26 protein-coding genes and 1 pseudogene are annotated in these 24,175 nt (G+C 68.5%); 15 read left to right on the top strand and 12 right to left on the bottom strand.

Annotation, left to right across the window (positions count from 1 at the left end):
• Positions 1–464: 464 nt before the first annotated feature.
• Positions 465–578, top strand: coding sequence for a DUF2087 domain-containing protein (locus tag OD997_RS13790; RefSeq protein WP_434332077.1), 114 nt, complete (start codon positions 465–467; stop codon positions 576–578).
• Between the two features lie 17 nt (positions 579–595).
• On the opposite strand, the gene OD997_RS13785 is transcribed toward OD997_RS13790, so the two are convergent.
• Positions 596–862, bottom strand: a complete 267-nt coding sequence (locus tag OD997_RS13785) for a hypothetical protein (protein ID WP_434332076.1) — start codon at positions 860–862, stop codon at positions 596–598.
• A gap of 17 nt (positions 863–879) precedes the next feature.
• Here OD997_RS13785 and OD997_RS13780 point away from each other — a divergent pair.
• Together OD997_RS13780 and OD997_RS13775 are read left to right on the top strand one after the other, a co-directional pair.
• A pseudogene (locus OD997_RS13780) lies at positions 880–1,044 on the top strand (WYL domain-containing protein); the annotation flags it as partial.
• Between the two features lie 49 nt (positions 1,045–1,093).
• Positions 1,094–1,480 carry a VOC family protein gene (locus tag OD997_RS13775; protein WP_434332075.1) on the top strand — a complete coding sequence of 129 codons (387 nt, stop codon included), beginning with the start codon at positions 1,094–1,096 and terminating at the stop codon, positions 1,478–1,480.
• A gap of 89 nt (positions 1,481–1,569) precedes the next feature.
• On the opposite strand, the gene OD997_RS13770 is transcribed toward OD997_RS13775, so the two are convergent.
• The gene (locus OD997_RS13770) at positions 1,570–2,046 is read right to left on the bottom strand and encodes a hypothetical protein (RefSeq protein WP_434332074.1); all 477 of its coding nucleotides are present in this window, start codon (positions 2,044–2,046) and stop codon (positions 1,570–1,572) included.
• Between the two features lie 165 nt (positions 2,047–2,211).
• Here OD997_RS13770 and OD997_RS13765 point away from each other — a divergent pair, with 165 nt between their 5' ends.
• Positions 2,212–3,162 carry a G5 domain-containing protein gene (locus OD997_RS13765; protein ID WP_434332073.1) on the top strand — a complete coding sequence of 317 codons (951 nt, stop codon included), beginning with the start codon at positions 2,212–2,214 and terminating at the stop codon, positions 3,160–3,162.
• An 18-nt stretch (positions 3,163–3,180) separates the two neighbouring features.
• Here OD997_RS13765 and OD997_RS13760 read toward each other — a convergent pair whose 3' ends face one another.
• Positions 3,181–3,663 (bottom strand): GNAT family N-acetyltransferase, encoded by a 483-nt coding sequence (locus OD997_RS13760; RefSeq protein ID WP_434332072.1) that lies wholly within the window; start codon positions 3,661–3,663, stop codon positions 3,181–3,183.
• On the bottom strand, positions 3,656–4,717 hold the full coding sequence (gnd, locus tag OD997_RS13755; protein ID WP_434332071.1) for a phosphogluconate dehydrogenase (NAD(+)-dependent, decarboxylating): 1,062 nt from the start codon (positions 4,715–4,717) through the stop codon (positions 3,656–3,658). The genes OD997_RS13760 and gnd overlap by 8 nt, the downstream gene beginning before the upstream one ends.
• Positions 4,718–4,991: 274 nt before the next feature.
• On the opposite strand from gnd, the gene OD997_RS13750 reads away from it, so the two are divergent.
• The 4 genes from OD997_RS13750 (at position 4,992) to OD997_RS13735 (ending at position 8,062) form a co-directional block, all read left to right on the top strand.
• On the top strand, positions 4,992–5,972 hold the full coding sequence (locus OD997_RS13750; RefSeq protein WP_056510954.1) for a hypothetical protein: 981 nt from the start codon (positions 4,992–4,994) through the stop codon (positions 5,970–5,972).
• 55 nt (positions 5,973–6,027) lie between these two features.
• Positions 6,028–7,206 (top strand): MalY/PatB family protein, encoded by a 1,179-nt coding sequence (locus OD997_RS13745; protein ID WP_434332070.1) that lies wholly within the window; start codon positions 6,028–6,030, stop codon positions 7,204–7,206.
• A 215-nt stretch (positions 7,207–7,421) separates the two neighbouring features.
• Positions 7,422–7,685, top strand: coding sequence for a type II toxin-antitoxin system Phd/YefM family antitoxin (locus OD997_RS13740; RefSeq protein ID WP_434332069.1), 264 nt, complete (start codon positions 7,422–7,424; stop codon positions 7,683–7,685).
• Entirely contained in the window at positions 7,682–8,062 is a 381-nt protein-coding gene (locus tag OD997_RS13735) for a type II toxin-antitoxin system VapC family toxin (RefSeq protein ID WP_434332068.1), read from the top strand. Before OD997_RS13740 ends, OD997_RS13735 begins: the two co-directional genes overlap by 4 nt.
• Before the next feature lie 21 nt (positions 8,063–8,083).
• Here OD997_RS13735 and OD997_RS13730 read toward each other — a convergent pair whose 3' ends face one another.
• The 3 genes from OD997_RS13730 to OD997_RS13720 form a co-directional block, all read right to left on the bottom strand.
• Positions 8,084–9,268 (bottom strand): MalY/PatB family protein, encoded by a 1,185-nt coding sequence (locus OD997_RS13730; protein ID WP_434332067.1) that lies wholly within the window; start codon positions 9,266–9,268, stop codon positions 8,084–8,086.
• A gap of 262 nt (positions 9,269–9,530) precedes the next feature.
• Positions 9,531–10,277, bottom strand: coding sequence for a 3-keto-5-aminohexanoate cleavage protein (locus OD997_RS13725; protein WP_434332066.1), 747 nt, complete (start codon positions 10,275–10,277; stop codon positions 9,531–9,533).
• Positions 10,278–10,285: 8 nt separating this feature from the next.
• Entirely contained in the window at positions 10,286–10,513 is a 228-nt protein-coding gene (locus OD997_RS13720; RefSeq protein ID WP_434332065.1) for a DUF2188 domain-containing protein, read from the bottom strand.
• A gap of 181 nt (positions 10,514–10,694) precedes the next feature.
• Here OD997_RS13720 and OD997_RS13715 point away from each other — a divergent pair, with 181 nt between their 5' ends.
• On the top strand, positions 10,695–12,161 hold the full coding sequence (locus OD997_RS13715; RefSeq protein ID WP_434332064.1) for a serine/threonine-protein kinase: 1,467 nt from the start codon (positions 10,695–10,697) through the stop codon (positions 12,159–12,161).
• A 105-nt stretch (positions 12,162–12,266) separates the two neighbouring features.
• Here the strand turns inward: OD997_RS13715 and OD997_RS13710 are convergent, their stop codons facing one another.
• Positions 12,267–12,728, bottom strand: coding sequence for a VOC family protein (locus OD997_RS13710; protein WP_056510976.1), 462 nt, complete (start codon positions 12,726–12,728; stop codon positions 12,267–12,269).
• 99 nt (positions 12,729–12,827) lie between these two features.
• Here OD997_RS13710 and OD997_RS13705 point away from each other — a divergent pair, with 99 nt between their 5' ends.
• Positions 12,828–13,778, top strand: a complete 951-nt coding sequence (locus OD997_RS13705; protein ID WP_434332063.1) for a helix-turn-helix transcriptional regulator — start codon at positions 12,828–12,830, stop codon at positions 13,776–13,778.
• A 51-nt stretch (positions 13,779–13,829) separates the two neighbouring features.
• Here OD997_RS13705 and OD997_RS13700 read toward each other — a convergent pair whose 3' ends face one another.
• The 4 genes from OD997_RS13700 to OD997_RS13685 are packed head-to-tail and all read right to left on the bottom strand — an operon-like array spanning position 13,830 to position 18,137.
• Entirely contained in the window at positions 13,830–14,237 is a 408-nt protein-coding gene (locus tag OD997_RS13700; protein ID WP_434332062.1) for a RidA family protein, read from the bottom strand.
• A gap of 20 nt (positions 14,238–14,257) precedes the next feature.
• Complete coding sequence (solA, locus tag OD997_RS13695; RefSeq protein ID WP_434332061.1) at positions 14,258–15,469, bottom strand: N-methyl-L-tryptophan oxidase; 1,212 nt, start codon at positions 15,467–15,469, stop codon at positions 14,258–14,260.
• Positions 15,466–16,656 (bottom strand): tyramine oxidase subunit B, encoded by a 1,191-nt coding sequence (locus OD997_RS13690; protein ID WP_434332060.1) that lies wholly within the window; start codon positions 16,654–16,656, stop codon positions 15,466–15,468. Before OD997_RS13690 ends, solA begins: the two co-directional genes overlap by 4 nt.
• An 8-nt stretch (positions 16,657–16,664) precedes the next feature.
• Positions 16,665–18,137 (bottom strand): APC family permease, encoded by a 1,473-nt coding sequence (locus OD997_RS13685; RefSeq protein WP_434332059.1) that lies wholly within the window; start codon positions 18,135–18,137, stop codon positions 16,665–16,667.
• A 237-nt stretch (positions 18,138–18,374) separates the two neighbouring features.
• On the opposite strand from OD997_RS13685, the gene OD997_RS13680 reads away from it, so the two are divergent.
• From OD997_RS13680 to OD997_RS13660, 5 genes are all read left to right on the top strand, one after another.
• The gene (locus OD997_RS13680) at positions 18,375–19,916 is read left to right on the top strand and encodes an APC family permease (protein ID WP_434332058.1); all 1,542 of its coding nucleotides are present in this window, start codon (positions 18,375–18,377) and stop codon (positions 19,914–19,916) included.
• Positions 19,913–20,611 carry a helix-turn-helix domain-containing protein gene (locus OD997_RS13675; protein ID WP_434332057.1) on the top strand — a complete coding sequence of 233 codons (699 nt, stop codon included), beginning with the start codon at positions 19,913–19,915 and terminating at the stop codon, positions 20,609–20,611. The genes OD997_RS13680 and OD997_RS13675 overlap by 4 nt, the downstream gene beginning before the upstream one ends.
• 108 nt (positions 20,612–20,719) lie before the next feature.
• Entirely contained in the window at positions 20,720–23,053 is a 2,334-nt protein-coding gene (gene purL, locus OD997_RS13670; protein ID WP_434332056.1) for a phosphoribosylformylglycinamidine synthase subunit PurL, read from the top strand.
• A complete protein-coding gene (locus OD997_RS13665) occupies positions 23,050–23,196 on the top strand; it encodes a hypothetical protein (protein WP_434332055.1) in 147 nt (48 codons plus the stop codon). Before purL ends, OD997_RS13665 begins: the two co-directional genes overlap by 4 nt.
• A 262-nt stretch (positions 23,197–23,458) precedes the next feature.
• Positions 23,459–24,166 (top strand): DUF2786 domain-containing protein, encoded by a 708-nt coding sequence (locus tag OD997_RS13660; RefSeq protein ID WP_434332054.1) that lies wholly within the window; start codon positions 23,459–23,461, stop codon positions 24,164–24,166.
• Positions 24,167–24,175: the final 9 nt, after the last annotated feature.

Genomic DNA, 24,175 nt, shown 5'->3' with positions numbered 1-24,175 from the left:
CTGGTCGCAAAACGCCCATGTGGTAGATAAAAGCATACAAATGAGGACACGTGGGTTACTTTGGCAGACTACCGGAAGGAGGCACCGTGAGTGATGCCCGAGCGATGCTCGCTTGTCTGGCCAACGATGAGGTGGCGCGGGTCCTCGCGCACATCGTGCTGCATGGCCAGCCCGGGGATGAGCTTCCCTCCCCCCGAAGACAGAAGGCTGTCGCTTCTTTGCTTCACAGCGGTCTCATCGAGGAACGTGCCGACGGCTTCGCCATCCAGTCAGGGGAAGTCCGGGCAGCACTCGCCGAACTGTCCAACGCTTCGAGAAAACAACGTCGCCGGGCAATCGACCCGCTGGATCGATGCGGATGGCCGGATCAGCCAATACCCGCGGCGCCGAAACGATCGCGTCGGACTTCTACGGAGCATCGGCGAGCGAGCACTCGACACCGATGAACGCATCACGAAGCCGAGATGAACGCCCGCCTGGAGCAATACACCGCAGATGTTCCGACATTGCGGCGGTACCTGGTCGTCCACGGCATCCTCGCCCGCGAACCCGACGGTTCCGCGTACTGGCGGGCCTAGCCGGGAGCTCGTTCCTGTCACCCCACCAACTCCTCCCGCACCCACCCCCGAAATCCGGTCGGGGTCGCCGTCACGACGGTCCGCTTCTGCTCGGGCACGAAGCCGTCACGCAGCCCGGTCGACATCCCGAGCACGGCATCCGCCATCGCCATCGGCATCCCCGCATCGAGCAGTCCATGTCGCATCTCGTCGTCTGCGATGCGCTCGACGGCGACGTCGCGGCGGAGTTCCTGTGTGAGGATCTCGGCTACCTGCGACCAGCTCAGATCCTCCGGCCCGTGCACGACCGAAGCGGAAGTGGTACGTCGTCGAATTCGACCTCGACCGCGAAGACTGGCGGCTGTTCCGGCTGGATCGGATGCAGTCGACTAGCATCCTTGCCGGCGTGCACGCGCACCGAGAGTTCCCGTTCGCGTCGATCGAGGAGTGGCTGTTGAGCGACTTCGGTCGGATCGAGCATCCGTGATCTGACCAGCCTCTGGCCGGGCGTCGCGCACCAACCTAGGCTGACCGGCATGTTGAAGATCGTGTCGATCGTGATCCGCGTGAACGACCTGCCGGCGCTGTCCCGGTTCTGGCAGGCGGCCCTCGACTACATCGAGCGAGACCCGGCGGACGATGACTGGGTCGTGCTGAAACCGCGCGACGCGGATGCTCCCTGCATCGCCCTCGACGCGCATCACTCCGAACGGGTGCTGCCGCCGCGCATCCACCTCGACATCTATGCCGAGGATCAGGCCGCCGAAGTCCGCCGTCTGGCCGAGCTCGGCGCGCGCGAGGTGCACTGGGACAACCTGCCGGACGACGCCGACTACGTGATCATGGAAGACCCCGAGGGCAACAGGTTCTGTGTCGTGGATCGCCCGGATTGGGTGGGGTGGGAAGGGCCTCGGGGCGCGTGAAGGTGGAGCGCAGAGCCCGCCTTCCCGAAACGGAAGGGATGCCGACCCTATAGCCGGACCGGCATCCCTCTCTGCATCTGCAGCGCCGACTACTGCTTCTCGAGGCGCACTGTCATGGTCGTGCCGAGCGCGGTCACCTCGTAAGAGAGCTCGCCGTCGGCATAAGTGAAGGTCTTGGTCGGGTCGCTGGAGGCGAGCATGGCCGAGTCCGTCTTCGATGTGTCGTTGACCGAGTCGAAGGTGAACGACGTCGCGGCATCCTCAGGGACGGTGACGGTGCCAGCCCAGTAGAGCGACTTGGTGTCGGTCGAGTTCCACGAGACCTCGATGGTCTCGCCTGCGATCATTGCACTCTGGAAGCTCTCGGGAGTGTTCGAGTTCGTCTGCTTCCACTCACCCGTGAGGTCGACGGGCTCCGGCGCCTCTTCCACCTCTTCGGGCGCAGCCGACTGGCTGTCAGACTTCGAATCGGCCGATTCGGCGGGGGCGGAGCAGGCCACCGTACCGAACCCGAGCAGGGCGAGAAGGGCGATCGAGGCGGCGGTCTTGGTGGCAGCAGTGTTCATGGAGTCTTTCAGGTGAGTCAGATCAGGCGACGAGAAGTGAACCTAGCAGCGGTTCATCACGTTTCAGATTCGACAGTTGTCGGGCGCGCCGCCGTACCGATATACAGGCAGTGGCGCTCTGGGGGCGCTGGCGATTCGTCGCCTCACAGTCGAGGGGAACTCTTCATGTCTCAGCCGCCTGCCGCCTGGCATCCTGATCCTGAGAATCCGAATCAGCTGCGCTGGTGGGATGGCGTGCGGTGGACCGGCGCGACGGCTCCGTCACCGGCCGCGGCCGTGACAACGCAGTTCGCGCAGCCCGCAGCACCCGACGCATCCGCGCCGGCGAAGCGTCGCACGGGATGGCGCACGGCCGGAATCATCGTCGGCGCGCTCGTCGTCGGCGGGCTGCTCGCGCGGCTGTCTCCGATCGCGATCGTCCTCGTCGCGACCGCCGTGGTCGCAGTGGGACTGATCGTCCTGCTCGCACGCCCGCTGCCCGCCCTCGGACTTCGATCGCGGCCGTCGGGTCTGGTGGCCCTCGGCCTGGCCGCGCTGCTCGTCACCGGCGGCGGCATCGCGAGCGCGAGCACGGGCGGCGTCGAGCCCCCGACCGCATCCAACCCGCAGCCGTTCGCGAGCGTGCCCACAGCGACTCCGAAGCCGAGCCCGACTCCTACGCCGACCCCGACGACCTTCGACACCGTGTCGGAAGAGGTCGTCGTCCCCTTCACGCAGACGACGGCGGACGACCCGCTGAGCCTGCAGGGCTCGAGCGCAGTGACCACGGTCGGGGTGAACGGCATCACGGTGATCACCTACCGCGTGACACTCGTCGACGGTGTCGAGGTCTCTCGCGAGGTCGTCAGCGAGGTCGTCAAGACCGCCCCGGTGAACGAGGTGACCTCGATCGGCAGCAAGGCTCCCGCTCCGGTGGCGGCGCCGGTTCCTCTCGTGCAGCAGGGTGGCGGTGGATGCGACCCGAACTACACCGGCGCATGCGTTCCGATTTCGAGCGACGTGGACTGTGCCGGCGGCAGCGGCAACGGGCCCGCGTATGTGCAGGGCCCGGTCACGATCATCGGCAGCGACATCTACGACCTCGACAACGACGGGGACGGCATCGCCTGCGACTAGCGAGCGGATGCGGGTCGTCTACTCCTCCGCTCCCAAAGCCCGATAGAAGTAGAACGCCCGCTCACCCGAGTCCGGGTCGGTGCCGCTGAATCCGTTCCGTTCGTAGAAGCGCTGTGCCCCGGCATCCGACTCGTCGACGTTGATCTCGATCGCTGCGACTCCGAGCTCGCGGCAGATCTCGACCATCCGCTGAAGGATCGCGCTGCCCACGCCACCGCCGCGGTGCTCGGGCTCGACGTACATCTCGTCGAGCAGCGCGACCGGGCCGTCTGACCACACGTTCGGACGGAGGGTCACCAACGCAACTCCGGTCGCTGGCGAGCCGCCGAGAACGGCGAACGTCGAGGGTTCCGGGAGCAGAGTGCGCAGGCGTTCCGCGAGCACCGCGACGCCGGGCGTCTCGGTGTCGAACTCGGTGTTGAACGCGTGGAGGAGCTCGGCGATGCGCTCGGCATCCGCGACCTGCGCTCGGCGAACCGGTCCCGGGTCGGGGTCAGGCACTGTCGGACTCCGCCTTGCGCGATCCCGCCTCCAGCACGTCTCCGGCCGGCAGCTCCTGGTGCCCGCCGAACTGCAGGCGCATCGCCGACAGCACCTGGTTCGCGAAGTGGTCCTCATCCCGCGAAGCGAAGCGCTCGAACAAGGATGCCGCGAGCACCGGCACGGGCACTCCGACGTCGACAGCGGCCTTGACCGTCCAGCGGCCCTCACCCGAGTCAGACACCCGGCCGGCCAGACCGTCGAGCTTCGGGTTCTCGGCGAGCGCTGCGGCAGTCAGATCGAGCAGCCACGACGAGATGACCGACCCGCGGCGCCACAGCTCGGCGACCTTCGAGGTGTCGATGGGGAACTGGTAGAACTCCGGCTCCTCCAGCGGAGCGATCTCGGCGGAATGCTCGGCCTCGCGCACTCCGGCATCCGCGTTGTGCAGCAGATTGAGCCCCTCGGCGATCGACGCCATGATGCCGTACTCGATGCCGTTGTGCACCATCTTCACGAAGTGCCCCGCACCCGACGGACCGCAGTGCAGATACCCCTGCTCCTCGGCAGTGAGCTCACCGGTGCGACCGGGCGTGCGCTCGATCTCGCCAACTCCTGGGGCGATCGTCTTCAGCACCGGCTCGATGCGCTGAACGGCCTCATCCGGTCCGCCGACCATCAGGCAGTATCCGCGGTCGAGCCCGAAGACGCCGCCGCTCGTGCCGACGTCGACGTAGTGGATACCGCGCTCGCGGAACGCCTTCGCCCGGCGCACGTCGTCGCGGTAGTTCGAGTTGCCGCCGTCGATCAGGATGTCGCCCTCGTCGAGCACCTCCGCGACCTGATCGGCGACCATGCCCGTGAGGGAGGCGGGCACCATCATCCACACGGCCCGCGGCGCCTCGAGCTTCGACGCCAGGTCGGCCATGCTGTCGGCACCGGTGGCCCCCTCGGCGACCAGCGCCTGCACGGCATCCGCATTGACGTCATAGACCACGCACTCGTGCCCCGCCCGCATGAGGCGGCGCACGATGTTGGCACCCATCCGGCCGAGTCCGATCATCGCCAGCTGCATGAGAATCCCTTCGTCCCCGCCCCCGGTGAGCCGAGTCGGGGCAATCCTGGCACGGTCGGGGTGGGTGCTCAATGGTGTGGCGGCGGCGTGTGCTCTCGTGCGGGGTCGGTCGTGCATGCGCGACGTCGGTTTCGGATGCCGAAGTCGCCCCGCACGCATCGCGGTGCGCTGCGCACGCACCCCGCGACCGACCTGACGGCATACGCCGGCATCCCGATACCCTGGGACCGTTGATCGCGCGGGGGAGCTGCGCGACCTGACGACCGGAGACCTGATGCCCTCACCGCGCTTTCGCGCCTTCGCCGCATTCGCCCTCGCAGCCCTCGGCGCCGCAGCGCTCGCGAGTTGCACCGCGTCCGCCGACACCAGCGGGAACGGGCCGACCGAGGCGAGTGTCGCCGTGCTCGACGAGTTCTTCGCCCACCTCGAGAACGGCGAGTCCACCGATGCTGCGGCGATGACGAGCATCGACTTCCCCGCCGAGTTCATCGACGAGGACTTCTACGCGGCATCCGCTGCCCTGCCGTCTGACGCGAAAGTCGTCGATGTCAAGGGCAGCGACGAGCACACCGTCACGGCGATCGTCGAGTACGTGCTCGATGATCCCGATCAGCCGATGACGGCGACCTTCAAGGTCAAGAACACCGATGGCGAGCGCCTGATCTCCTGGAGCGACGAACGGCTCGCCGTGATCAACGTCGGCTCCCCGGGGCGACTCGTGCTCAACGGCGAGATGGAGTACCCCATGAGCGCCGATGCGGAGCTGGCGTTCCTGCTGCCCGCGCTCTACGAGTTCACCTATGACGACCCCACCGGCATCACCCAGCTCGACCCCGACGGCACGAACGAGTTCACCGTCGCGTGGCCGATGGACGATCAGCCCTCCGACGCCGACCTTCCCGACCGCGTGAACGTGAGCACCGCGAACGTGTCTGTGGTCGCCTACGTCGAAGCAGACGTGACCGATGCCGTCGACGCGCAGATCGACGAGCTCATGGCCGCCTGCGTCGCCGAACGTCTCGCCGGCCCGTCGTGCCCCGCCTCGGTGGTGGAGTACGACAGACCGCTGGTCGATCCGTCGACCGTGGAGTGGCTACGCGAACCCGGCTACGGCGTCAGCGGCACCGATGGGGTGGTGGAGTACTCGAAGGGATTCACTCTCCGCGCCGACGGCGACTCGTACCCGACTCCCGCCGTGTACGAGGGCACCGTGACCCGGGATGCCGCCGGTGTGGTGACCTTCACCCGGAAGTGAGACGGGGCGACGGCGCGACGGGCCCGGTGCCGCCACCGGATGAAAGACTTTCCCTATGACATCCGGCCCGTTCGACCAAATCACTCAAGACGACCTGCGGCACGCGGGCAGCCTGAAATGGACGACGTTCCCCGACATGATCGGCGCTTTCGTCGCCGAGATGGACTTCGGACTCGCCCCGGCCGTCACCACCGCCGTGAAGGATGCCCTCGACCTGGGCGTCACCGGCTACCTGCCCGAGAAGCTCGCGAAGGACCTCTCGGCGGCGACGGCCCGCTGGTACTCGGACTCGTACGGATGGGAGATCGCCCCCGAGCGGGTTCACCACGTGCCCGATGTGATCGCCGCGTTCGAGCTGGCGATCGACCACTTCACCACTCCCGGCTCGGCCATCATCGTGCCGACGCCCGCGTACATGCCGTTCCTCCTGGTGCCGCCGATGCGAGGCCGCCGGGTCATCGAGGTGCCGAGCATCGAGGTCGACGGGCGCTGGGTCATGGACCTGGATGCCGTCGCGCAGGCGTTCCGCGACGGCGGCGAGATGCTGGTGCTCTGCAACCCGCACAACCCCCTCGGCACGGTCGCGACTCGGGATGAGCTGCTCGCCATCGAGTCGGTCGTGACGGATGCGGGCGGGCGCGTGTTCGCCGATGAGATCCACGCGCCGATCATCTACGCCCCGGCCCGGCACATCCCCTACGCGTCGGTGTCGGATGCGGCCGCAGCCCACACGTTCACCGCGACCTCCGCCTCGAAGGCCTGGAACCTCGCGGGACTGAAGTGCGCGCAGGTGATCCTCTCGAACGACGCGGATGCCGAGCTCTGGGAGCGCCTGGGATTCTGGCCCGGCCACGGCACCTCGACCCTCGGCGTCATCGCGAACACCGCGGCCTACACGGCTGGCGGCGAGTGGCTCGACGAGGTGGTCGAGTACCTCGACGGCAACCGGCGGATGCTGGCGCAGCTCGTCGACGAGAAGCTCCCCGGCGTGCGGATGATCGTGCCCGAGGGCAGCTACATCGCGCTGCTCGACTTCCGCGAGACCGGGCTGACGGGGGACCTCGGCGAATGGTTCCGTGAGAACGCGGGAGTCGCGATGACCGACGGCGCCGCGTGTGGTGAGGCCGCCATCGGGTACACGCGCTTCGTGTTCGCGCTGCCGCGACCGGTGATGGTCGAGGCGGTCGAGCGGATCGCCGCGGCGCTCACCGAGCGGGTCTCGGTCTCGAGTTAGCCGCCGCTCGGCACCTTGCTTGCCGGTCGGCGCCTACGCGCGGCTTCGTGCGGGGGCAGTTGCGCACCCGAAACGGCTGTTTCGGGTGCGAAATCGACCACGCACGCGAGCGGTCCCGAACACGAGGACGAATGTCGGAGGCTGCGCGCATGATGGCAGCACGTTCGACAGCCAAACTTCTACTACTTCTACTAGTTCGAGCGTAGAATCGGGGGATGGCCACGGTGACGAAGACCGAACTGAACCAGCAGACTGCGAAAGTCCTGGCTCGTGTCGCCGCGGGTGAGCGCCTCACCATCACTGATCGAGGCCGCCCGATCGCCGAGCTGACGCCCCCGACGCAGAACCCCTGGGAGAGGCTGGTGTCGTCAGGTCGCGTCTCTCTGCCGACGAAGACCGGCGCGCTCAACACCCCCGCGACGACCAGCGACCGCACGACCCGCGAGATCCTCGACGACCTCCGGAGCGATCGCCTGTGATCTACCTCGACACCTCGGCAGCCGCCAAAGCACTCATCGAGGAGGACGGGAGCGATGCGGTGCGTCAGGCTTTCACCGACGGCGTGCCGTTCGTCTCATCGCGCCTGCTGGCGGTGGAACTGCACGCCGTGGCCGACCGCCGCTCGGTCAGTTCCGAAGCCGCGCAGGAGCTCCTCGACCGCGTCGCACTGGTGTCGCTCGCCGACGACACCCTCACGCGAGCCGTCGACCTGCACAGCGGGCTGCGCACACTCGACGCACTGCACCTCGCGACGGCGGTCGAGATCGGGGACGCGCTCACCAGCATCCTCACCTTCGATGTCGAGTTCGCCGCGGCGGCGACTCGACTCGGCATCCCGGCATCTTCTCGGGTCTGAGCCCGACCCCGGGGAGGTGGATCAGCGACGGCGAACGGCATCCCCCATCGCGGCGAACGCCTCGCGCAGGATCGGCCGCGGAGTCGCGAACACTACCCGCACGAAGTTCTCGTATCCGTGCCCGAGCAGCGCGCCCTCAGTGAGCACGACGCCCGCGTGCTCGCGGAAGAACGCGGCGGGCGGCCCTTCGATCTCGAGGGCTGTCGTGTCGATCCAGCCGATGTACGTCGCCTCCGGTGCGCGATACACCGCACCGGGCAGGTGTTGAGCGACGAGCGAACCGATGAGCGCACGCGAGTCGGAGAGGTAGGAGAGCACCCCGTCGAGCCACGGCTTGCCCTCGCGATACGCCGCTGTCGAGGCCACCACTCCGAGCGTCGCGGCGCCGTGCTGCACCGAGAACCCGAAGCGGCGATAGAGCTCCTGGTCGGCATCGTTCGACGTGATCAGCTGCGCTGTCTTGAGCCCGGGGATGTTCCACGCCTTCGACGCGCTCGTGCCGGTGACGGTGTGCGCGGCGGCGGCTTCTGACAGAGACGCGTAGGGGATGAAGGGGCGGCCATCGAAGCGCAGCGGCGCGTGGATCTCGTCCGCGAACACCCGCCCCCCGTGCCGCTCGACGATCTCAGCGAGCGCCTCGAGCTCGGAGCGCTCGACCACGGTTCCGGTCGGGTTGTGCGGGTTGCAGAGCACGAGGGTGCGGGCACCCGCGGCGAACGCCTCGTCGATGCGCTGCAGGTCGTGGTGCCAGCGGCCGTCGACTTCGACGCCGGGGACCTCGATCACCGGATGCCCGATCGCGGGAAGATATGTCAGGAACGGCATATATGCCGGAGTCGGCACGATCACAGGCGACCCGGCAGGCGCGTACTCTTCGACCGCGACGCGCAGAGCGGCCATGACGTCCGACACCGGATGCACGCGCTCGGGGTCGACATCCCACCCGTACTCGCCACGCATCCACTCGGCCGTCGCCTCGCCCAACCGAGCGGCCAGCGGCGGCGACAGATATCCGAGGTTCTCCTCGTCGATCGCGCGGTGCATGGCCTCGGCGATCACCGGCGCGACGCCGAAATCCATCTCCGCGACCCAGGCTCCGATGTGCCCGGGGTGCAGGCTCCACTTGCGGCTCTCCGGCCGATCGAGGTCGAACCTCGTGCGGGAGTCGAAGGTGTGCGGGTCGGTGTGCGCGCGGTCGTCAGTCATGGCGTGCGGCTCTCAGCCGGCAATCCGACATCGAACGGCGGCATCCACAGGGGCCGCGCGGCGAGCACCCGCGCCTCGGGACGCGAACGGCGCCCACGGGGTGGTGGTCTGGATCTCGGACACGGCAACTCCTTCGCGGCGACTCACCGCGGCATTCACGGCTGGAGGCTCCAGCCTAAAGACGCCTGCTGCAGTCTCGCGATTCGCGTTTCAGTGAGTGACGTCGGAAGCGGGGTCGCACCGCACCCGGGAGCGGTGGCTGTCAGGAGGCGGAAGTGAACGCGGATGCCGTGCGCATCAGCGCCGCGTTGTCCGGCGCGCTCCGCCCGTCGGGCAGTGTGAGCGTGTCTTCGAGCCCGATGCGGGAGTCGAGCCGCAGCTCGGCTGCCAGAGTGAGGGCAGGCCAGGCCGAACGCTCCTCGCCATGAAGAAGGATCGGCATGCTCGGCTCGTCGAGACGGACATGCGCGATCAGCCCCTCGGCATGACGCCGCACCACCTCGGCGGCCTCGTCGGGCAGCTCGATCAGCACCCGCGTGCACTCCGCGCGTGACGGCGATGTGCTCCACGCCTCGAGACCGGTCGCGTCCCAGATGCCCGCCTCGACGCCGACGCCTCGGCTCAGCAGCGATGCGGCCACACGATCGGCGCCCGTCTCGTGCCAGTTCACGGATGCGTAGTCGGGGAGCTCGGTCCACGCGGCGATGGCGGCCACCCGCTTCTCGACGTCGGGCTCGGTCCACGCTCCGGTGGTGACGCCGACCGGCACACCCGGGCACGACGATCGCAGCGCGCGCAACCAGCGTGCGACATCATCGGCATCCAGGGTGTCGCGGCCCTCGGCATCCTTCGGGTGCACGTGGATCTCCTGCGCTCCGGCCGCGACCGCTCTCGCCGCATCCGCGGCGGCGAGCGTCGCGTCTGCGCTCAACCCCGGATGCTCGGTCACATCGCGCGCACCGTTGAGGCACACCTGCACCAGCATCCGTCGTTCTGTTTCTTCGGGCACCGCGCCCATCAGTTCATGAGGTCGCGGGGATGCCAGTCGTAGAGGTTGCCCCTGTCGGACGGGCCCTCTTCGGTGCGCACGGCGTGCTCGACCTGACGTGCCGCGGCCGCTCCGCGTCCGGCCCGGACCGCTTCGTCTTCCGTCTCGAAGCTCGACCCCAATGTGCGGGATTCGCCCTCGATGCGGTTGAACCAGATCCCGTCACGTTGGAACGTCTCGATGTCGCCTGCGGCCATGCCTGAAATCCTTTCGATCTCCCTCATTCATATCCGCTGCGTCCCCCACGAAAGAGCCCCTTGACAGCTTTCGCCCGCTCCGCATCCACCGTTTCGCTCTCGCGTCAACCCCGATGATCCCGCCGGCGAACAGCGATACGGTCGTGTGATGCATGACCCGGATGCACCCGAGGAGCGAGCCATGGCGCTGGAAGTGATGTCGCCGACGGCGGCACTGCTCGATGGACGATATGTACTGCACGACCGCGTCGGCAAGGGCGGCATGGCGACCGTCTACCGCGCCGAGGATTCCCATCTCGGACGCACCGTCGCGATCAAGATGATCCACGAGGGTGAAGGCCCCGTGGCGTCGATCGAGCGCGCACACACCGAGAAGGCGCTGCTGGCGTCGCTGAGCCACCCATCGCTGGTGACGTTGCACGACGCTCAGCTCGTGCCCGGTCGGCCGCAGTACCTGGTGATGGAGTTCGTCGACGGGCCGACCCTGGCCGAGCGCATGGCAGCCGGTCCTCTCCCTCCCCGCGACGTGGCCCGCATCGCCCGCGACCTCGCCGAAGGTCTGACCGCCGTGCACGGCGCCGGGATCGTGCACCGCGACATCAAACCGTCGAACGTGCTCCTCGCACGCGGGCGCGCCGGCCGCCCGGTGGCCGCGAAGCTCGCCGACTTCGGCATCGCCTGCTCGATCGAGGACACGAGGCTGACGACACCGGGAATCGTGCTCGGCACACTCACTTACATGGCGCCCGAGCAGCTGCGCGATCTCGACCCCGGTTTTCCGGTCGACATCTTCGCACTCGGCCTCGTGCTGCTGGAGGCCCTCACCGATGAGCCCGGGTATCCGTCGCTCGCATCGGGCCGCGCCGCCGCGATCGCACGCCTCGCGGAGCCGCCGAGGATCTCTGAGACCGTGCCGACGGAGTGGCGCGACCTGCTGACCCGCGTGACGCGGCTCGAGCCCGAAGAGCGCCCGACCGCGACCGAGGTGGCCCGAGCCGCCCGCAGCCTGCTGCGCGGGTACGCCGCGAACAGCGACGGAGTGGCCGTCGCTGCCGCGGCTGCCGCCATCGTCGCCGGCGCCGGAAGTCCACCTGCAGAAGAGGCGACGGCCGCGATGCCGGAGTCGGATGCTGCGGCAGCGACAATCGCAGCTGCGACTCCGTCGAGACCGGCGAACCAGGCATCCATCCCCGCGAACCCGGCATTCACCGGCGCGAGCTCGGCATCCACCGATGCGACGGCTGTGCTCCCGGCAGCCGACGTCGCCGGCGCGCGACCGAGCACAGGCTCCCGCAACCGCGCGCGCAACCGCGTGATCGCCGGAGCCGCCGGTTTGGCTGCGACCGGAGCGCTCGTGGTCGGACTCGCCGCATTCACGACACCGGCGACAGACATCGGTCGCACCGCGTCGGGCGCCGTCGTCCGCACGGCGTCCGTTCCCGCCGACACCGCACCGGCCGACACGACCGTCGATGCGGTCACCGATACGGCGACCCCGGGCAACAGCGGTAACTCCGGAAACTCCGGCAAGGGCGACAAGGCCGACAAGGCCGACAAGGCCGACAAGGCCGACAAGGCCGACAAGGCCGACAAGGCCGACAAGGCCGACAAGGCCGACAAGTCGAACGGCAACTCCGGCAAGAACTGACCCGGGTCGCGCGTCACGATTCAGCAGGGTCGTGTTGGATCGTGCTCGAACCCGCGGTTCGCGCCGATCCCCTTCATCGCTGCTGAATCGTGACCGCCAACCGGATCAGCCCGCGTAGGCGGCCCGCACGTCGAGCACCCAGGTCACGCCGAAGCGGTCGGTGAGCATCCCGAACCCGGGCGACCACGCCGACGCGGCGAGCGGCTCGACGATCGAGGCGCCGTCTGCGAGAGCGTCCCAGTATCCGGTGAGCTCGTCGAGCGAGTCGGCGCGCAGCGACTGGAAGAAGGAGCGGTCGGTGATCGTCATCCCGTTCTCCCGCGCGGTGGTGCCCGCGGTCGCGTCAGAGTCATCCGCACCGGGGATGTCGTATGCCATCAGCCGGAAGCCCTCGGCGTTCTCGACCTGCCCGAACACGATCTTGTCGGCGCCGGGGACCCCGGCCGGCATCCCGAAGTCGCCGTAGGTCGCGAGCGTGACCTCACCGCCGAACACGGTTCCGTAGAACTCGAGCGCCTGCCGAGCGGTGCCGCGGAAGTTGAGGTGGGTGGTGGTTGCGATGGTCATGATGTCTCCTCGAATGATGCGCGGCGGAGTGCCGTCATGAACAACATTCACAGCAGAAGCGGACAGTTTCAGTCCTCTACCTGACGCAGAATGAATGTCATGACCGGCAGCTCCTCGCGCATGCTCACCCTGCTCTCGCTGCTGCAGACGCAGCGCGACTGGCCGGGACAGGTGCTCGCCGACCGCCTCGACGTGACGCCCCGAACCGTGCGCCGAGATGTCGACCGGCTGCGCGAGCTCGGGTACCGGATCAGCGCGATCAAGGGCCCGGACGGCGGATACCGGCTGGCCGCGGGCTCCGAGCTTCCCCCTCTTCTGTTCGACGACGAGCAGGCCGTCGCGATCGCGGTCGCCTTGCAGAGCGTGCCCGCCACCGGGATCGACATCGACGAGGGCGCCGCTCGTGCGCTCGCCACCGTGCGCCAGGTGATGCCGTCACGCCTGCGCCACCGGGTCGACGGCATCCGCTTCACCGGCGTCGAGAACGAGACCCGGGTCGATCCCGCGGTGCTCGAGGCCGTCAGCGCCGCGGTGCGCGACCGGCACGTGCTGCGCTTCGACTACGGCGACCACGACCGCCCGGCCCGGCGCACCGAGCCGCACGCCGTCGTCGCCCGCGAAGGACGCTGGTACCTGCTCGCATGGGATCGCGAGGCCGACGACTGGCGCACCTTCCGCCTCGATCGGATGACCCCGCGCATCCCGACCGGCCCCGCCTTCACGCCGCGCGAGTTGCCCGCCGCCGACGCGCAGACCTACCTCGCGGCGCGGGCGAAGGGGTCGGATGCCGGCGACCGCTGGCCCTGCATCGGCGAACTCGTGCTCGAGGTGCCCGCCCGCGAGGTCGCGCACTGGATCGGACGCGACGGCAGCGTCGAGCCGATCGACGAGAACTCGTGCCGCGTCAGGGTCGGATCCTGGTCGTGGACCGGCATCCTCGCCTCGATCGCGCGCTTCGACGCCCCGTTCCACGTCGTCGGACCGTCCGAGCTGCGCGACGCCGCGACCGCCCTCTCGCGACGCCTGTCCGACGCGGGCGAGGTCCGCTGATCTGTCAGCCCTGACCGCATCCGCGACCTCGCACCCCGAGTCGCCGAGTGCTCAGAGATCGATCTGCGTACGCCGCGCCGCCCCCGCCCCGCGGTGCGCCGTCACCTCGATCTCGGCCTTGTACTCGCCCGCGAGCGGGCTGCGCGTCATGGTGAGCGCCGGGTCGATGCCGCGGAACACTTCGCCGAGCACCTCGATCGCCTCGTCCTGATCGGACGCATCGGGAACGAAGACCTGGATCCGGACGACATCGGAGAGCGACGAATCAACGGCGGCGAGCGCCCGCGCGACGGTGCCGATCGCGAGACGCAGCTGCTCTGCAGCCGTGTCCGGCAGGGTCCTCGTCTCGTAGTCGATGCCGGCGGTGTTCGAGACGAAGATCCAGTCGCCGATCGCGACGGCCCGCGAGTAGCTCGCGAGGGTCTCGAACTTGCTTCCGCTCTTCACACTGGTGATCATCAAGGGTTCCGTCCTTCGTGTCAGTGGCCCTGGAGGACCGGATAGTCGTCTGCGAGGACGAGATCGTCAGCGCGCGCCTGAGCACGGCGCCGGTGGTGACCGAGCGTGAACAGAGGGTGCTGCAGCGCACTCGACCCGCTCTCGGCGAGTTGCGCCAGCACGCGCCCGTAGGCGGGCGAGAACTTGAAGCCGTTGCCGGAGAACCCGGCTCCGATGACGATCCGGCCCGACTCGGAGACGTCGAGGATCGGGACATGATCAGCCGTCGTCGACTCCGGGTGGATGGACGACCGGACCACCTCGGGCAGGATGCCGGGGAACATCCGGGTGGCGATCGCCGTGCAGCTCCGCAGTTCCGCACGCGACAGTTCGCGGGGGTCCGTGTCGGGGTCCTCGATCGTGTCGATGCGCGTCGTGGGGGCGATCTTGACCGAGTAGCCGTCGAGCGTGGGGACGCCGAAGGCATGGTCGCCGTCCAGGTCCCGCATCCAGCACGGGAAGCGGTCAGGGGTGAACTGGCTGATGTCCTCCGGCATGAACCACGTGAGCGGGATGGCGATCGCGCTCACCAGATCGCGCAGCTCCGGCACGATCCTCGTCGTCCACGCACCGGTCGTCACGATCACCTTCTGCGCGTGGACGATCCCCTCGGATGTCGAGATCACGACACCGCTGTCGCCCTCATCGATGCCGAGCACCGGGGTGTTGTACAGGATCTCCGCCCCCCGCCTGATCGCGGCCCGCTGCGCGGTCGCCACCGCCAGCTCCGAGCGCAACCCGCCGCCGAGCACGTCCATGATCCCGATGTCGCCATCCTCGACGGTGAACTGCGGATACTCCCGGCGGAGCTCCGCCGCATCGAGGAACCGGTGCGGCAGATCGCCCTCCACGATCGATCGCTGCGTGGACTCGAGGAACGGATGTCCCTCCGGCGCGACCGCGAGGACGCCGGTCTTCAGCAGCAGCTGGCGGCCGGTCTCACGCTCCAGCTCGGTCCACAGCGCCCTGGCCTCGAGAGCAGCTGCCGTGTAGAGCGCGCCTTCCTTGTTCGCCGCACGGAACAGACGCGACTCACCGGCGAACGCTGCATGGCCGTGCGCCGGTCCGTACTGCTCGATGCCCAGCACCGACAGCCCCGTCGATTTCGCGAGGTGCCACAGCGCCATCGATCCCATGGAGCCTGCACCCACCACCGCGACGTCGACGGTCCGGATGACCTCTGCCGCACTCATGCGAGAGCCGGCTCGGTCCACAGGTTCAGCTTCTGGCCGATGCCGCGCTCCAGGGCGTTGCGGTACACCTTCGTCCCCCACGCGACGTCCTCCACCGGCATCCCGCCGACCGACATGATGACGATCTCGTCGTCGCTCTGCCGACCGGGCCGCTTTCCGGAGACGACATCGCCGATGTCGACGAGCTCGTCACGGGAGAGCTCCCCGGCCTTCACGAGATCCATCCACTTCTGCCCGACCATCGGAATGTGCTCGAACGACGGCTTCGGGAACTCCTCGTACCAGGTCTCGTACAACCCGTACGCATCGACGACCTTCGTGATGTCGCTGTCCAGCAGGGAGTCGTCGGTGTTGCACAGCGACGGCATCGCGAAGAACGCCCCGGGCGTGATCCACTCCCGCTGGATCGTGGGGTAGTTCTCCGAGCCGCCGGCACCGGTGCCCGTGGTGCAGAAGCTCACCAGGTCGCTGCCCCGGACGACGTCCTCGATCGAGTCGACGACCTCGATCGTGGTGATCGTCGGGAACTCCTCGCGCACCCATTCCTGGAAGCGTTCGAGGCTCTCCGACCCTCGCCCCTTGATCTTCAGCGTGTCGATCAGCGGGCACGCATCCATGAAGGCCAGGAGCACCGTGCGTGCCATGACGCCGGGCCCGGCGATCCCCGCGACGCGCGAGTCCTTGCGGGCGAAGTGCCGCGCACCGACCCCCGGCACGGCGCCGGTCCGGTATGCCGACAGCAGGTTCGCCGACATGAACGCGAGTGGTGCCCCGGTGTCGGTGTCGTTGAGCGTGAACATGAGGATCGACCGCGGCAGACCCTTCTCGCGGTTGGCGATGTTGGATCCGTACCACTTGACGCCGGTCGTCTGGAAGTCTCCGCCGAGGTACGCCGGCATCGCCATGAACCGTCGGTCCTCAGTGGGCACCGGCATGTTCGGGAACGGCGACGTCTCGGGGAAAGTCATCATCGCGCCGTGCGAATCGTTGCTCTCACCGGTCATGCGGTAGTCGCCCGCGGCGAACAGCGCGAACATCTCCTCCATGGTGTCGACGCACTGGTGCATATCGGTCACTCCGGCCGCGATCATGTCGGCTTCGGAGAGATAGAGGAAATCCACGTGGGGCAGGGGCATGACGGTCCTTGTCGTCGAGGGGGTGGGGGAGAGTGTGTCGGTCGCGCTCATGGTGCGCCTCAGCCGGCGATGGCGTCGGTGAGCTTGGCGTATGCCGCGGGCCTGCGGGCTCTGATCCACGCGGCCTGGGCGTACCCGATCAGGGGGAAGACGATCACCAGCCCGAGCAGACTCCAGCTGACCGCGCCGAACACGGGCGCGCCTGTGGCATCCGCATCGCCGACCATGATCGGGAAGTAGACGACGATCATGACCACGGAGAGCACCAGGCCGATGAAACCGAGCACGGGGGCGATCACGGTGTTCCAGATCCTCCGGTCCTTGCGTGTCCTCGCGAAGTAGACGATGACCGCGATCGAGGTGACCGCCATCAGGAGGGCGATGGCCACGGTCGCGACCCCGGCGAACCAGGTGAAGACCTGCAGCACCGGGTCGAGCTGCAGAACGGCGAACAGCGCGACGAGGACGACCGCGGTGATGCTCTGCACGAGCGAGGACACGTGCGGCGACATGTGCTTCGGGTGCACGGCGCCCACCCGGTCGGGCAGCACGCCGGCGCCTGCCATGGAGTACTGGTAACGGGCGACGACGTTGTGGAACGACAGCACGCAGGCGAACATCGCGGTGATGAGGAGGATGTTCGTGATGATCTCGCCGGTGGCGCCGAGGTACGCCGACATCGTGCGGAGGATGAGCGTTCCCGGGTCGGCCGCGGCCTCCTCCAGGATGTTCGAAGGCCCCCACGCCATGACGAGGCCCCATGAGGCGAGGGTGTAGAACACACCGACGCCGATCACGGCCATATAGGTGGCGCGGGGGATCGTGCGGTCGGGATCGCGCGCCTCGCTGCGGAAGACGGCGGTCGCCTCGAATCCGATGAAGGCGGCGATCGCCATCATGAGGCCGACGCCGGGGGAACCGCTCGCGACGTTCTTCGGCTCGAACGGTGCGAGGCTCAGCCCTTCGGGGCCGCCGGAGATCACGACCGCCGCGACGAGAAGAAGGACGATTCCGACCTCGGCGCAGAGCAGGACGCCGAGCACCTTGCTGGACAGATCGATGTGGCGATAGCCGAGGAACCCGACGAGTGCGACGACGGCGATCGAGTACAGCCACCATGGGAGCGTGATGCCGAACCCTTCGAAGGTGAAGCTCAGCACGTAGCCCATGTACCCGTACACGGACACCTGGATCGTCGTATACGTGAGCATCGCGATCCAGGCGGAGGCGAGGCCGGTCGAGCGTCCGAGGCCGTATCCGACGTAGGTGAAGAACGCCCCGGGGTTGGGGACGTGCTTGGCCATCGCCGAGACGCCGACGGCGAAGAGCACGAGAACGACGGCGCTGATCGCATACAGCGCCGGGAACCCCGACCCGTTGCCGAGCAGGATGCCGAGCGGGGCCGACCCGCCGATGACAGTCAGGGGCGAGGCGGCGGCGACGACCATGAAGACGATCGCCGTCGCACCGAGCGATCCCGACAAGACCTTCTTCGGGGAAGTCTCGGTGGCGCTGGGCTGAATCTGGACCATGTGCAAACCCTTCTGAGAGAAGCGGAGTGGAGCGGTTCCCCCACCCTGCCGCGGCGGGATTTCCCGCCCGTCTCGGCGGAGTGACGTCTGCGGTCGCCGCGAACGGGACACTCGAATACGGGCTGTCTCATTCGGGCGAGATCTGCGCGAAACACGACTGAAGCGTCCCTGCAACCGATCGCTCGTAGCCTCTTCCCATCGCGCAGCAGCGTTCATCGCGCAACAGGCGGAGGCCCCATGTCTGCACTCGACGAGGCGATCGAACGCCCGGAGGCCGTTCGATCGTTCGCCGCCCGCTCACCGCTGCACGGACTCGACAGGCACACCGTGGGTTTCGCCGACGTCCTCGCGCAGTCGGTCGCCGCCATCGCCCCGGCTGCGGCGTCGGCCATGGCCGTGCTGATGGTCGCGGATCTGGCCGGCGGAGCGACAGTTCTCGTGATGGCCCTCGCGACGATCATCACGTTCCTGGTCGCTCGGACGATCAACCAGTTCACGCGGCGGTTCGCCGCCAGCGGCTCGCTCTACACCTATGCCGCCCGGGGACTCGGCACGACCGCCGGGCTCGCGACGGGCGCGGCGATCGTCGTCGGGTACGCCTTCATCTCGGTCTTCGCGCTCCTGGGCGGTGCGCACTACGCGACGATGCTCGTGACCAGGCTGTGGCCGCAGCTCCCCGCGACCCCGATCGCTCTCGGCGCTCTGGTCATCGAGGCAGCGGTGCTCGCGATCGTCCTCGTGCGGGGCATCCGTCTCTCATCCCGGGTCGCTCTCGTCGTCGAACTCGTCTCCGTCGCGCTGATCCTGCTCCTTCTGATCGTGCTCCTCGTGCAGATCGGACCGATCCATCCGGCGGCGATCTTCTCGCCCGACGATGTATCGGTGGCGGGCGTCGCCGGGGGCGCAGTGCTCGCGATCACAGCGTTCGTCGGTTTCGAGAGCTCGGCGACGCTCGGCGTCGAAGCGCGCTCGCCCCTGAAGAACATCCCCCGCGCCATCGTGTGGAGCGTCGGCGTGGCCGGCGTCTTCTACCTCATAGCCGGCTACACGCAGATCGCAGGGGCGGACGCGATCGGGGGGACGACTTCTGTCGCGCTCCTCGATGAGCTGGCGTCGCGTTTCGGTCTCTCCGCCTGGGCCGCCGTCGCGGACGTCGGCATCGCCACCTCGGGCCTGGCCTGCGCCATCGCATCGACGACCGCCCTCACCCGCATTGTGTTCGCACTCGCCCGCGACGGTGTCCTCCCCGCCCGGCTCGGCCGCACGCACGGACGCCACCGCACTCCGATCGGCGCGGTCGTCGTCGCGGTCCCGCCGATCGTCCTCGCACCGATCGTGATCGTCGCGGCCGGCGTGTCACCGTGGGACGCCATGAAGGCCGTCCTGCTGATCTCGGCAGCGGGCTACATCGTCGCCTACGTGCTGGTCTGCATCGCCGCTCCCCTGTTCCTGCGCCGTATCGGGGAGGTCACCGTCGGTTCCGTCATCGCCGCCGTCAGCGCGGCGGCGGCGCTTGCGGCATGCCTGACGGTCTATCTCGTCGCGGAGGCGGCCGCGGGAAACCCCGGGGTCTTGTTCGCGCTCGGCTTCGCCCTGATCGCGGCGGTGCTGATCCGGTGGCGACGGCGCTCGCCCATGGGTGAGGTCGGACGCTACGACGAGCCGGTCGCCGCTCACGTGCTCGGCGGTGTGGCGCGCAGTGGCAGCGCAGGCGACGGCAGCGCGGGCGACGGCAGCAGCAGCGCAAACGGGGGCGAACCGGGGGACGCCGACGGATGACGGGCGGTGACGGGGTATCGATCTCGGCCCGCCAGCCCACCGCCATCCACAGTGCGCTGTCGATGCTCGAAGCCGTCGCGGCAATGGGAGCCGGCGTCACCGCGCGGCAACTCGCCGAGCATCTGGGGATGCCGCGCGCGACGACCTATCGCCTGCTCAATCTGCTGGTGCAGGACGAATACCTCGTTCGGACACCGGATCTCACCGGTTTCGCCCTGGGCACGAAAGTGGCGTTGCTGGCTGGCAGCATCGCCGTCGAGCGCGTCCCCCGTGCCGCACGCGACGTCCTCGAGCGCACCAGGGCGAGTGCGCGGGGTGGCATCCACCTCGTCCTCTACCGCGACGGCAGAGTCGTCATCGCCGATGAGGACCCCGACTTTCCCCTCTCGAACCGGCTGGGCCTGCAGCACGAGCCCACCCGATACGCGCTGGGTCTGCTGCCACTCGTCGTGCGAGGGGAAGTCGTCCGCGGGGAGCACGTCGCCGACGACCTCGCCACCGAGCTCCGCGAGCAGGGCGTGATCCGCGCTCGCGACGGCCAGCGGGGGTGTCTGGTCGCGCCGATCACCGACGCCTCCGGCGCGCTTGCCGGAGCACTGTCCTACTCGGGTCCGCGCAGATACATCGACGAGTCCGATTCGATCGCCGTCTCCGTCATCGCGGCTGCACGGGAGCTCGGGCCGCTCCTGACGTAGACGCGAGCAGCGGATGCCGGCACCCGTCGCCCCGACGCACGAGTCCGGGCCCACGGCATCCCCCGGTAGACTGGCCATGCCCCGCCGGCCCCTCATCTAGGAGTGCGCGTGACCACCGCCCCTGCACCTGCCCACAAGCACGTCCCCGACTCCGTCGAGAACGCCACCGCGACTCCGGAGAAGGAGCAGCCGTACGCAGCGCTGGGCCTCAAGGACGACGAGTACGCCCGCATCAAGGAGATCCTGGGCCGCCGCCCGACCTCCGGCGAGCTGGCCATGTACTCCGTCATGTGGTCGGAGCACTGCTCGTACAAGTCGTCGAAGAACTACCTGCGCCGCTTCGGCCAGAAGGTCTCCGACGAGATGAAGGAGCGCCTGATGGTGGGCATGGGCCAGAACGCGGGCGTCATCGACGTCGGCGAGGGCTGGGCCGTCACCTTCAAGGCCGAGTCGCACAACCACCCCTCGTTCATCGAGCCTTTCCAGGGCGCCGCGACCGGCGTCGGCGGCATCGTCCGCGACATCATCTCGATGGGCGCACGCCCGGTCGCCGTCATGGACGCCCTGCGCTTCGGCGCGATCGACCACCCCGACACCGCCCGCGTCGTGCACGGTGTGACCAGCGGCATCAGCTTCTACGGCAACTGCCTGGGCCTTCCGAACATCGGCGGCGAGACGGTCTTCGACTCCGTCTACCAGGCCAACCCCCTCGTCAACGCGCTCGCGGTCGGCGTGCTCCGCCACGAAGACCTCAAGCTCGCCAACGCCACCGGCGTCGGCAACAAGGTCGTGCTCTTCGGCGCCCGCACGGGTGGCGACGGCATCGGCGGCGCCAGCATCCTTGCTTCCGACTCCTTCGATTCCACGGGCCCGACCAAGCGCCCCGCGGTGCAGGTGGGAGACCCGTTCGCCGAGAAGGTGCTCATCGAGTGCTGCCTCGAGCTCTACCGCGACGAGCTCGTCGAGGCGATCCAAGACCTCGGTGCCGCCGGAATCTCGTGCGCGACCAGCGAGCTCGCGGCCAACGGCAACAGCGGTATGAAGGTCTCGCTCGACAACGTGCTGCTGCGCGACCCGTCGCTCACGGCTGAGGAGATCCTCATGTCGGAGTCGCAGGAGCGCATGATGGCGATCGTCGCCCCCGAGAAGCTCGACGCGTTCCTCGCGGTCGTCAAGAAGTGGGACGTCGAGACGTCGGTGCTCGGCGAGGTCACCGGAGACGGCCGCCTCATCATCGACTGGCAGGGCGAGCGCATCGTCGACGTCGATCCCTCGACCGTCGCGGTCGACGGCCCGGTCTACGACCGCCCGGTCGCGTACCCGACGTGGATCGACGCGCTGCAGGCGGATGCCGCCGAGAACCTGCCCCGCTCGAACGACCCGGAGGTGCTGCGCGAGCAGTTCCTCGACCTGGTCGCCTCGCCGAACCTCGCCGACACCCGCTGGATCACCAACCAGTACGACTACTACGTGCTCGGCAACACGGCCCTCTCGTTCCCCGACGACGCCGGCATGATCCGCGTCGACGAGGAGTCGGGTCTCGGCTTCGCGATCTCGACCGACGCCAACGGCCGCTACTGCCAGCTCGACCCGTATGCCGGTGCGCAGCTGGCCCTCGCCGAGGCGTACCGAAACGTCGCCGTCACCGGCGCCGTGCCGACCGCGATCACCGACTGCTTGAACTTCGGCTCTCCCGAGAACCCCGAGGTCATGTGGCAGTTCGGGCAGACCGTCGACGGCCTCGCCGACGGATGCTACGAGCTCGGCACCCCTGTCACCGGCGGCAACGTCTCGTTCTACAACCAGACCGGCGACGTGCCGATCCACCCGACCCCGCTCGTCGGCGTGCTCGGAATCATCGACGACGTCTCGCGCCGCATCCCCTCGGGATGGCAGGACGAAGGCCAGAACATCTACCTGCTCGGCACCACCTCGACCGAGCTCTCAGGCTCGGCGTGGGCCGAGACCGTGCACCAGCACCTCGGCGGATTGCCGCCGAAGGTCGACCTCGCGGGCGAGAAGCGCCTCGCAGGTCTGCTCGGCGCTGCCCGCGACGAGTGGCTGATCTCGTCGGCGCACGACGTGTCGGAGGGTGGCCTCGCGCAGGCTCTCGCCGAGGGCGTCTCGCGCTTCGGCGTCGGCGCGCGCGTCTGGCTCAACGAGATCATCGAGAGCAACGGTGTGGATGCCGCATCCGCCCTGTTCTCCGAGTCGACCGGTCGCGTCATCGTGACCGTTCCTCGTGAAGACGACGTCAAGTTCCGTGGGCTCTGCGAAGGCCGCGACTACCCCGTGATGCGCATCGGCGTGACCGACAGCGAGGGCGCAAAGCTCGAGGTGCAGGACGTCTTCACTGTTCCGATCGCCGAGATCCGCGAGCGCTCGCAGGCCACCCTGCCCGCTGCCTTCGGCCCGACGGTCGCGGAGCCGGTCAGCGCATGAGTGAGCTCAGCCGGCCCGACGACGACTACGGCGACCTCGGCGAGAAGCGCAACCGTCGCCTCCGCATCGTCGCCTGGACGGTGATCATCGCTCTGATCCTCGGTGGCGGTGGCGCGACCGTCCTCACGCTGATCCTCGGCTGACGCCCCTCGTCTGAGGTCGTCCCTCGTCTGCCCCCCCCGACCCGGGCACAACTTCGGAGCGCGCGGGCGACACTCCAGCACAACGGACCGGTGCGGCGGCGTGTCAGATCTCAGGTCCGAATCTGTGCCCGGTCGGCCTCACGGCATCCGCTTCTGCACCGACATCCCTGATCTGGGTTTCTTCACAGACCCCGGAGTTCGGCATCGGAATGTAGGTCCCCCCGCGAAGGATCCGAGGCATCACAGATCCAAGGGGGATGCCATGACCGAAGCCAAACTCGACCTCATCGCGAAACTGCTCGCCAAGGCCGAGAGCACGACGCCCGAAGAGGCCGAGGCTCTGACCGAGCATGCCGAGCGCCTGATCATGAAGTACGGGATCGAGCAGGCGCAGATCGACGAGAGACGCGGGCGACTCGGGCAACCGCAGGAGCAGATCGTCACCGAGCGGATGCTGTTCCGCGGCGTCTATGCGAAGGACCTCCGCGAGATCGGCATCGGCGTGGCCATGGCGTTCGAGACCGTGCGGCCCCTCGTCGGGGAGTTCCCGCCCGTGTCCGCGCTGTATCTGGTCGGGCACGAATCCGACGTCCGCCAGGCGCAGACGCTGACCGCGAGCCTCGAGGTGCAGGCCATGGTCGCGATGCGCGACTGGTGGCTCACGCACCGAGACCTGTACGCCAGGCACCGCGAGGGCGAGAGAAGACGGGCGCGCAGCGGATTCCTCCGTGGGTTCGCAGTGGGCGTCATGAACCGCATCGCGGAGAGCCGCCGCGTCGTCGTCCACGAGAGCACCGCAGGTACCGATCTCGTGCTCGTCTCGCGGCGGCGCCGGGTCGATGCTGCGGTCGACGAGATGGCGACCAGAGCCGCACGACCGAGGCGAGGGGCGGATGCCGCGTCGTTCGCGTACGGGCATCGATCAGGCCTCGACGCTCAGACCGGCGGCCAGACCGCGGTGGCGCGGTGAGCCCGAGGA

Origin of the sequence: Microbacterium sp. CGR1, from assembly GCF_051062835.1 — a bacterium.
Classification (GTDB): domain Bacteria; phylum Actinomycetota; class Actinomycetes; order Actinomycetales; family Microbacteriaceae; genus Microbacterium.
This window is presented reverse-complemented; position numbering and strand designations above follow the sequence as displayed.

Coding starts and splice junctions, on each gene's coding strand:
- OD997_RS13790 (WP_434332077.1), top strand. CDS start 465: ATGAACGCCCGCCTGGAGCAATACACCGCAGATGTTCCGACATTGCGG.
- OD997_RS13775 (WP_434332075.1), top strand. CDS start 1,094: ATGTTGAAGATCGTGTCGATCGTGATCCGCGTGAACGACCTGCCGGCG.
- OD997_RS13770 (WP_434332074.1), bottom strand. CDS start 2,046: ATGAACACTGCTGCCACCAAGACCGCCGCCTCGATCGCCCTTCTCGCC.
- OD997_RS13765 (WP_434332073.1), top strand. CDS start 2,212: ATGTCTCAGCCGCCTGCCGCCTGGCATCCTGATCCTGAGAATCCGAAT.
- gnd (WP_434332071.1), bottom strand. CDS start 4,717: ATGCAGCTGGCGATGATCGGACTCGGCCGGATGGGTGCCAACATCGTG.
- OD997_RS13750 (WP_056510954.1), top strand. CDS start 4,992: ATGCCCTCACCGCGCTTTCGCGCCTTCGCCGCATTCGCCCTCGCAGCC.
- OD997_RS13745 (WP_434332070.1), top strand. CDS start 6,028: ATGACATCCGGCCCGTTCGACCAAATCACTCAAGACGACCTGCGGCAC.
- OD997_RS13740 (WP_434332069.1), top strand. CDS start 7,422: ATGGCCACGGTGACGAAGACCGAACTGAACCAGCAGACTGCGAAAGTC.
- OD997_RS13730 (WP_434332067.1), bottom strand. CDS start 9,268: ATGACTGACGACCGCGCGCACACCGACCCGCACACCTTCGACTCCCGC.
- OD997_RS13720 (WP_434332065.1), bottom strand. CDS start 10,513: ATGGCCGCAGGCGACATCGAGACGTTCCAACGTGACGGGATCTGGTTC.
- OD997_RS13715 (WP_434332064.1), top strand. CDS start 10,695: ATGGCGCTGGAAGTGATGTCGCCGACGGCGGCACTGCTCGATGGACGA.
- OD997_RS13710 (WP_056510976.1), bottom strand. CDS start 12,728: ATGACCATCGCAACCACCACCCACCTCAACTTCCGCGGCACCGCTCGG.
- OD997_RS13705 (WP_434332063.1), top strand. CDS start 12,828: ATGACCGGCAGCTCCTCGCGCATGCTCACCCTGCTCTCGCTGCTGCAG.
- OD997_RS13700 (WP_434332062.1), bottom strand. CDS start 14,237: ATGATCACCAGTGTGAAGAGCGGAAGCAAGTTCGAGACCCTCGCGAGC.
- solA (WP_434332061.1), bottom strand. CDS start 15,469: ATGAGTGCGGCAGAGGTCATCCGGACCGTCGACGTCGCGGTGGTGGGT.
- OD997_RS13690 (WP_434332060.1), bottom strand. CDS start 16,656: ATGAGCGCGACCGACACACTCTCCCCCACCCCCTCGACGACAAGGACC.
- OD997_RS13685 (WP_434332059.1), bottom strand. CDS start 18,137: ATGGTCCAGATTCAGCCCAGCGCCACCGAGACTTCCCCGAAGAAGGTC.
- OD997_RS13680 (WP_434332058.1), top strand. CDS start 18,375: ATGTCTGCACTCGACGAGGCGATCGAACGCCCGGAGGCCGTTCGATCG.
- OD997_RS13675 (WP_434332057.1), top strand. CDS start 19,913: ATGACGGGCGGTGACGGGGTATCGATCTCGGCCCGCCAGCCCACCGCC.
- OD997_RS13665 (WP_434332055.1), top strand. CDS start 23,050: ATGAGTGAGCTCAGCCGGCCCGACGACGACTACGGCGACCTCGGCGAG.
- OD997_RS13660 (WP_434332054.1), top strand. CDS start 23,459: ATGACCGAAGCCAAACTCGACCTCATCGCGAAACTGCTCGCCAAGGCC.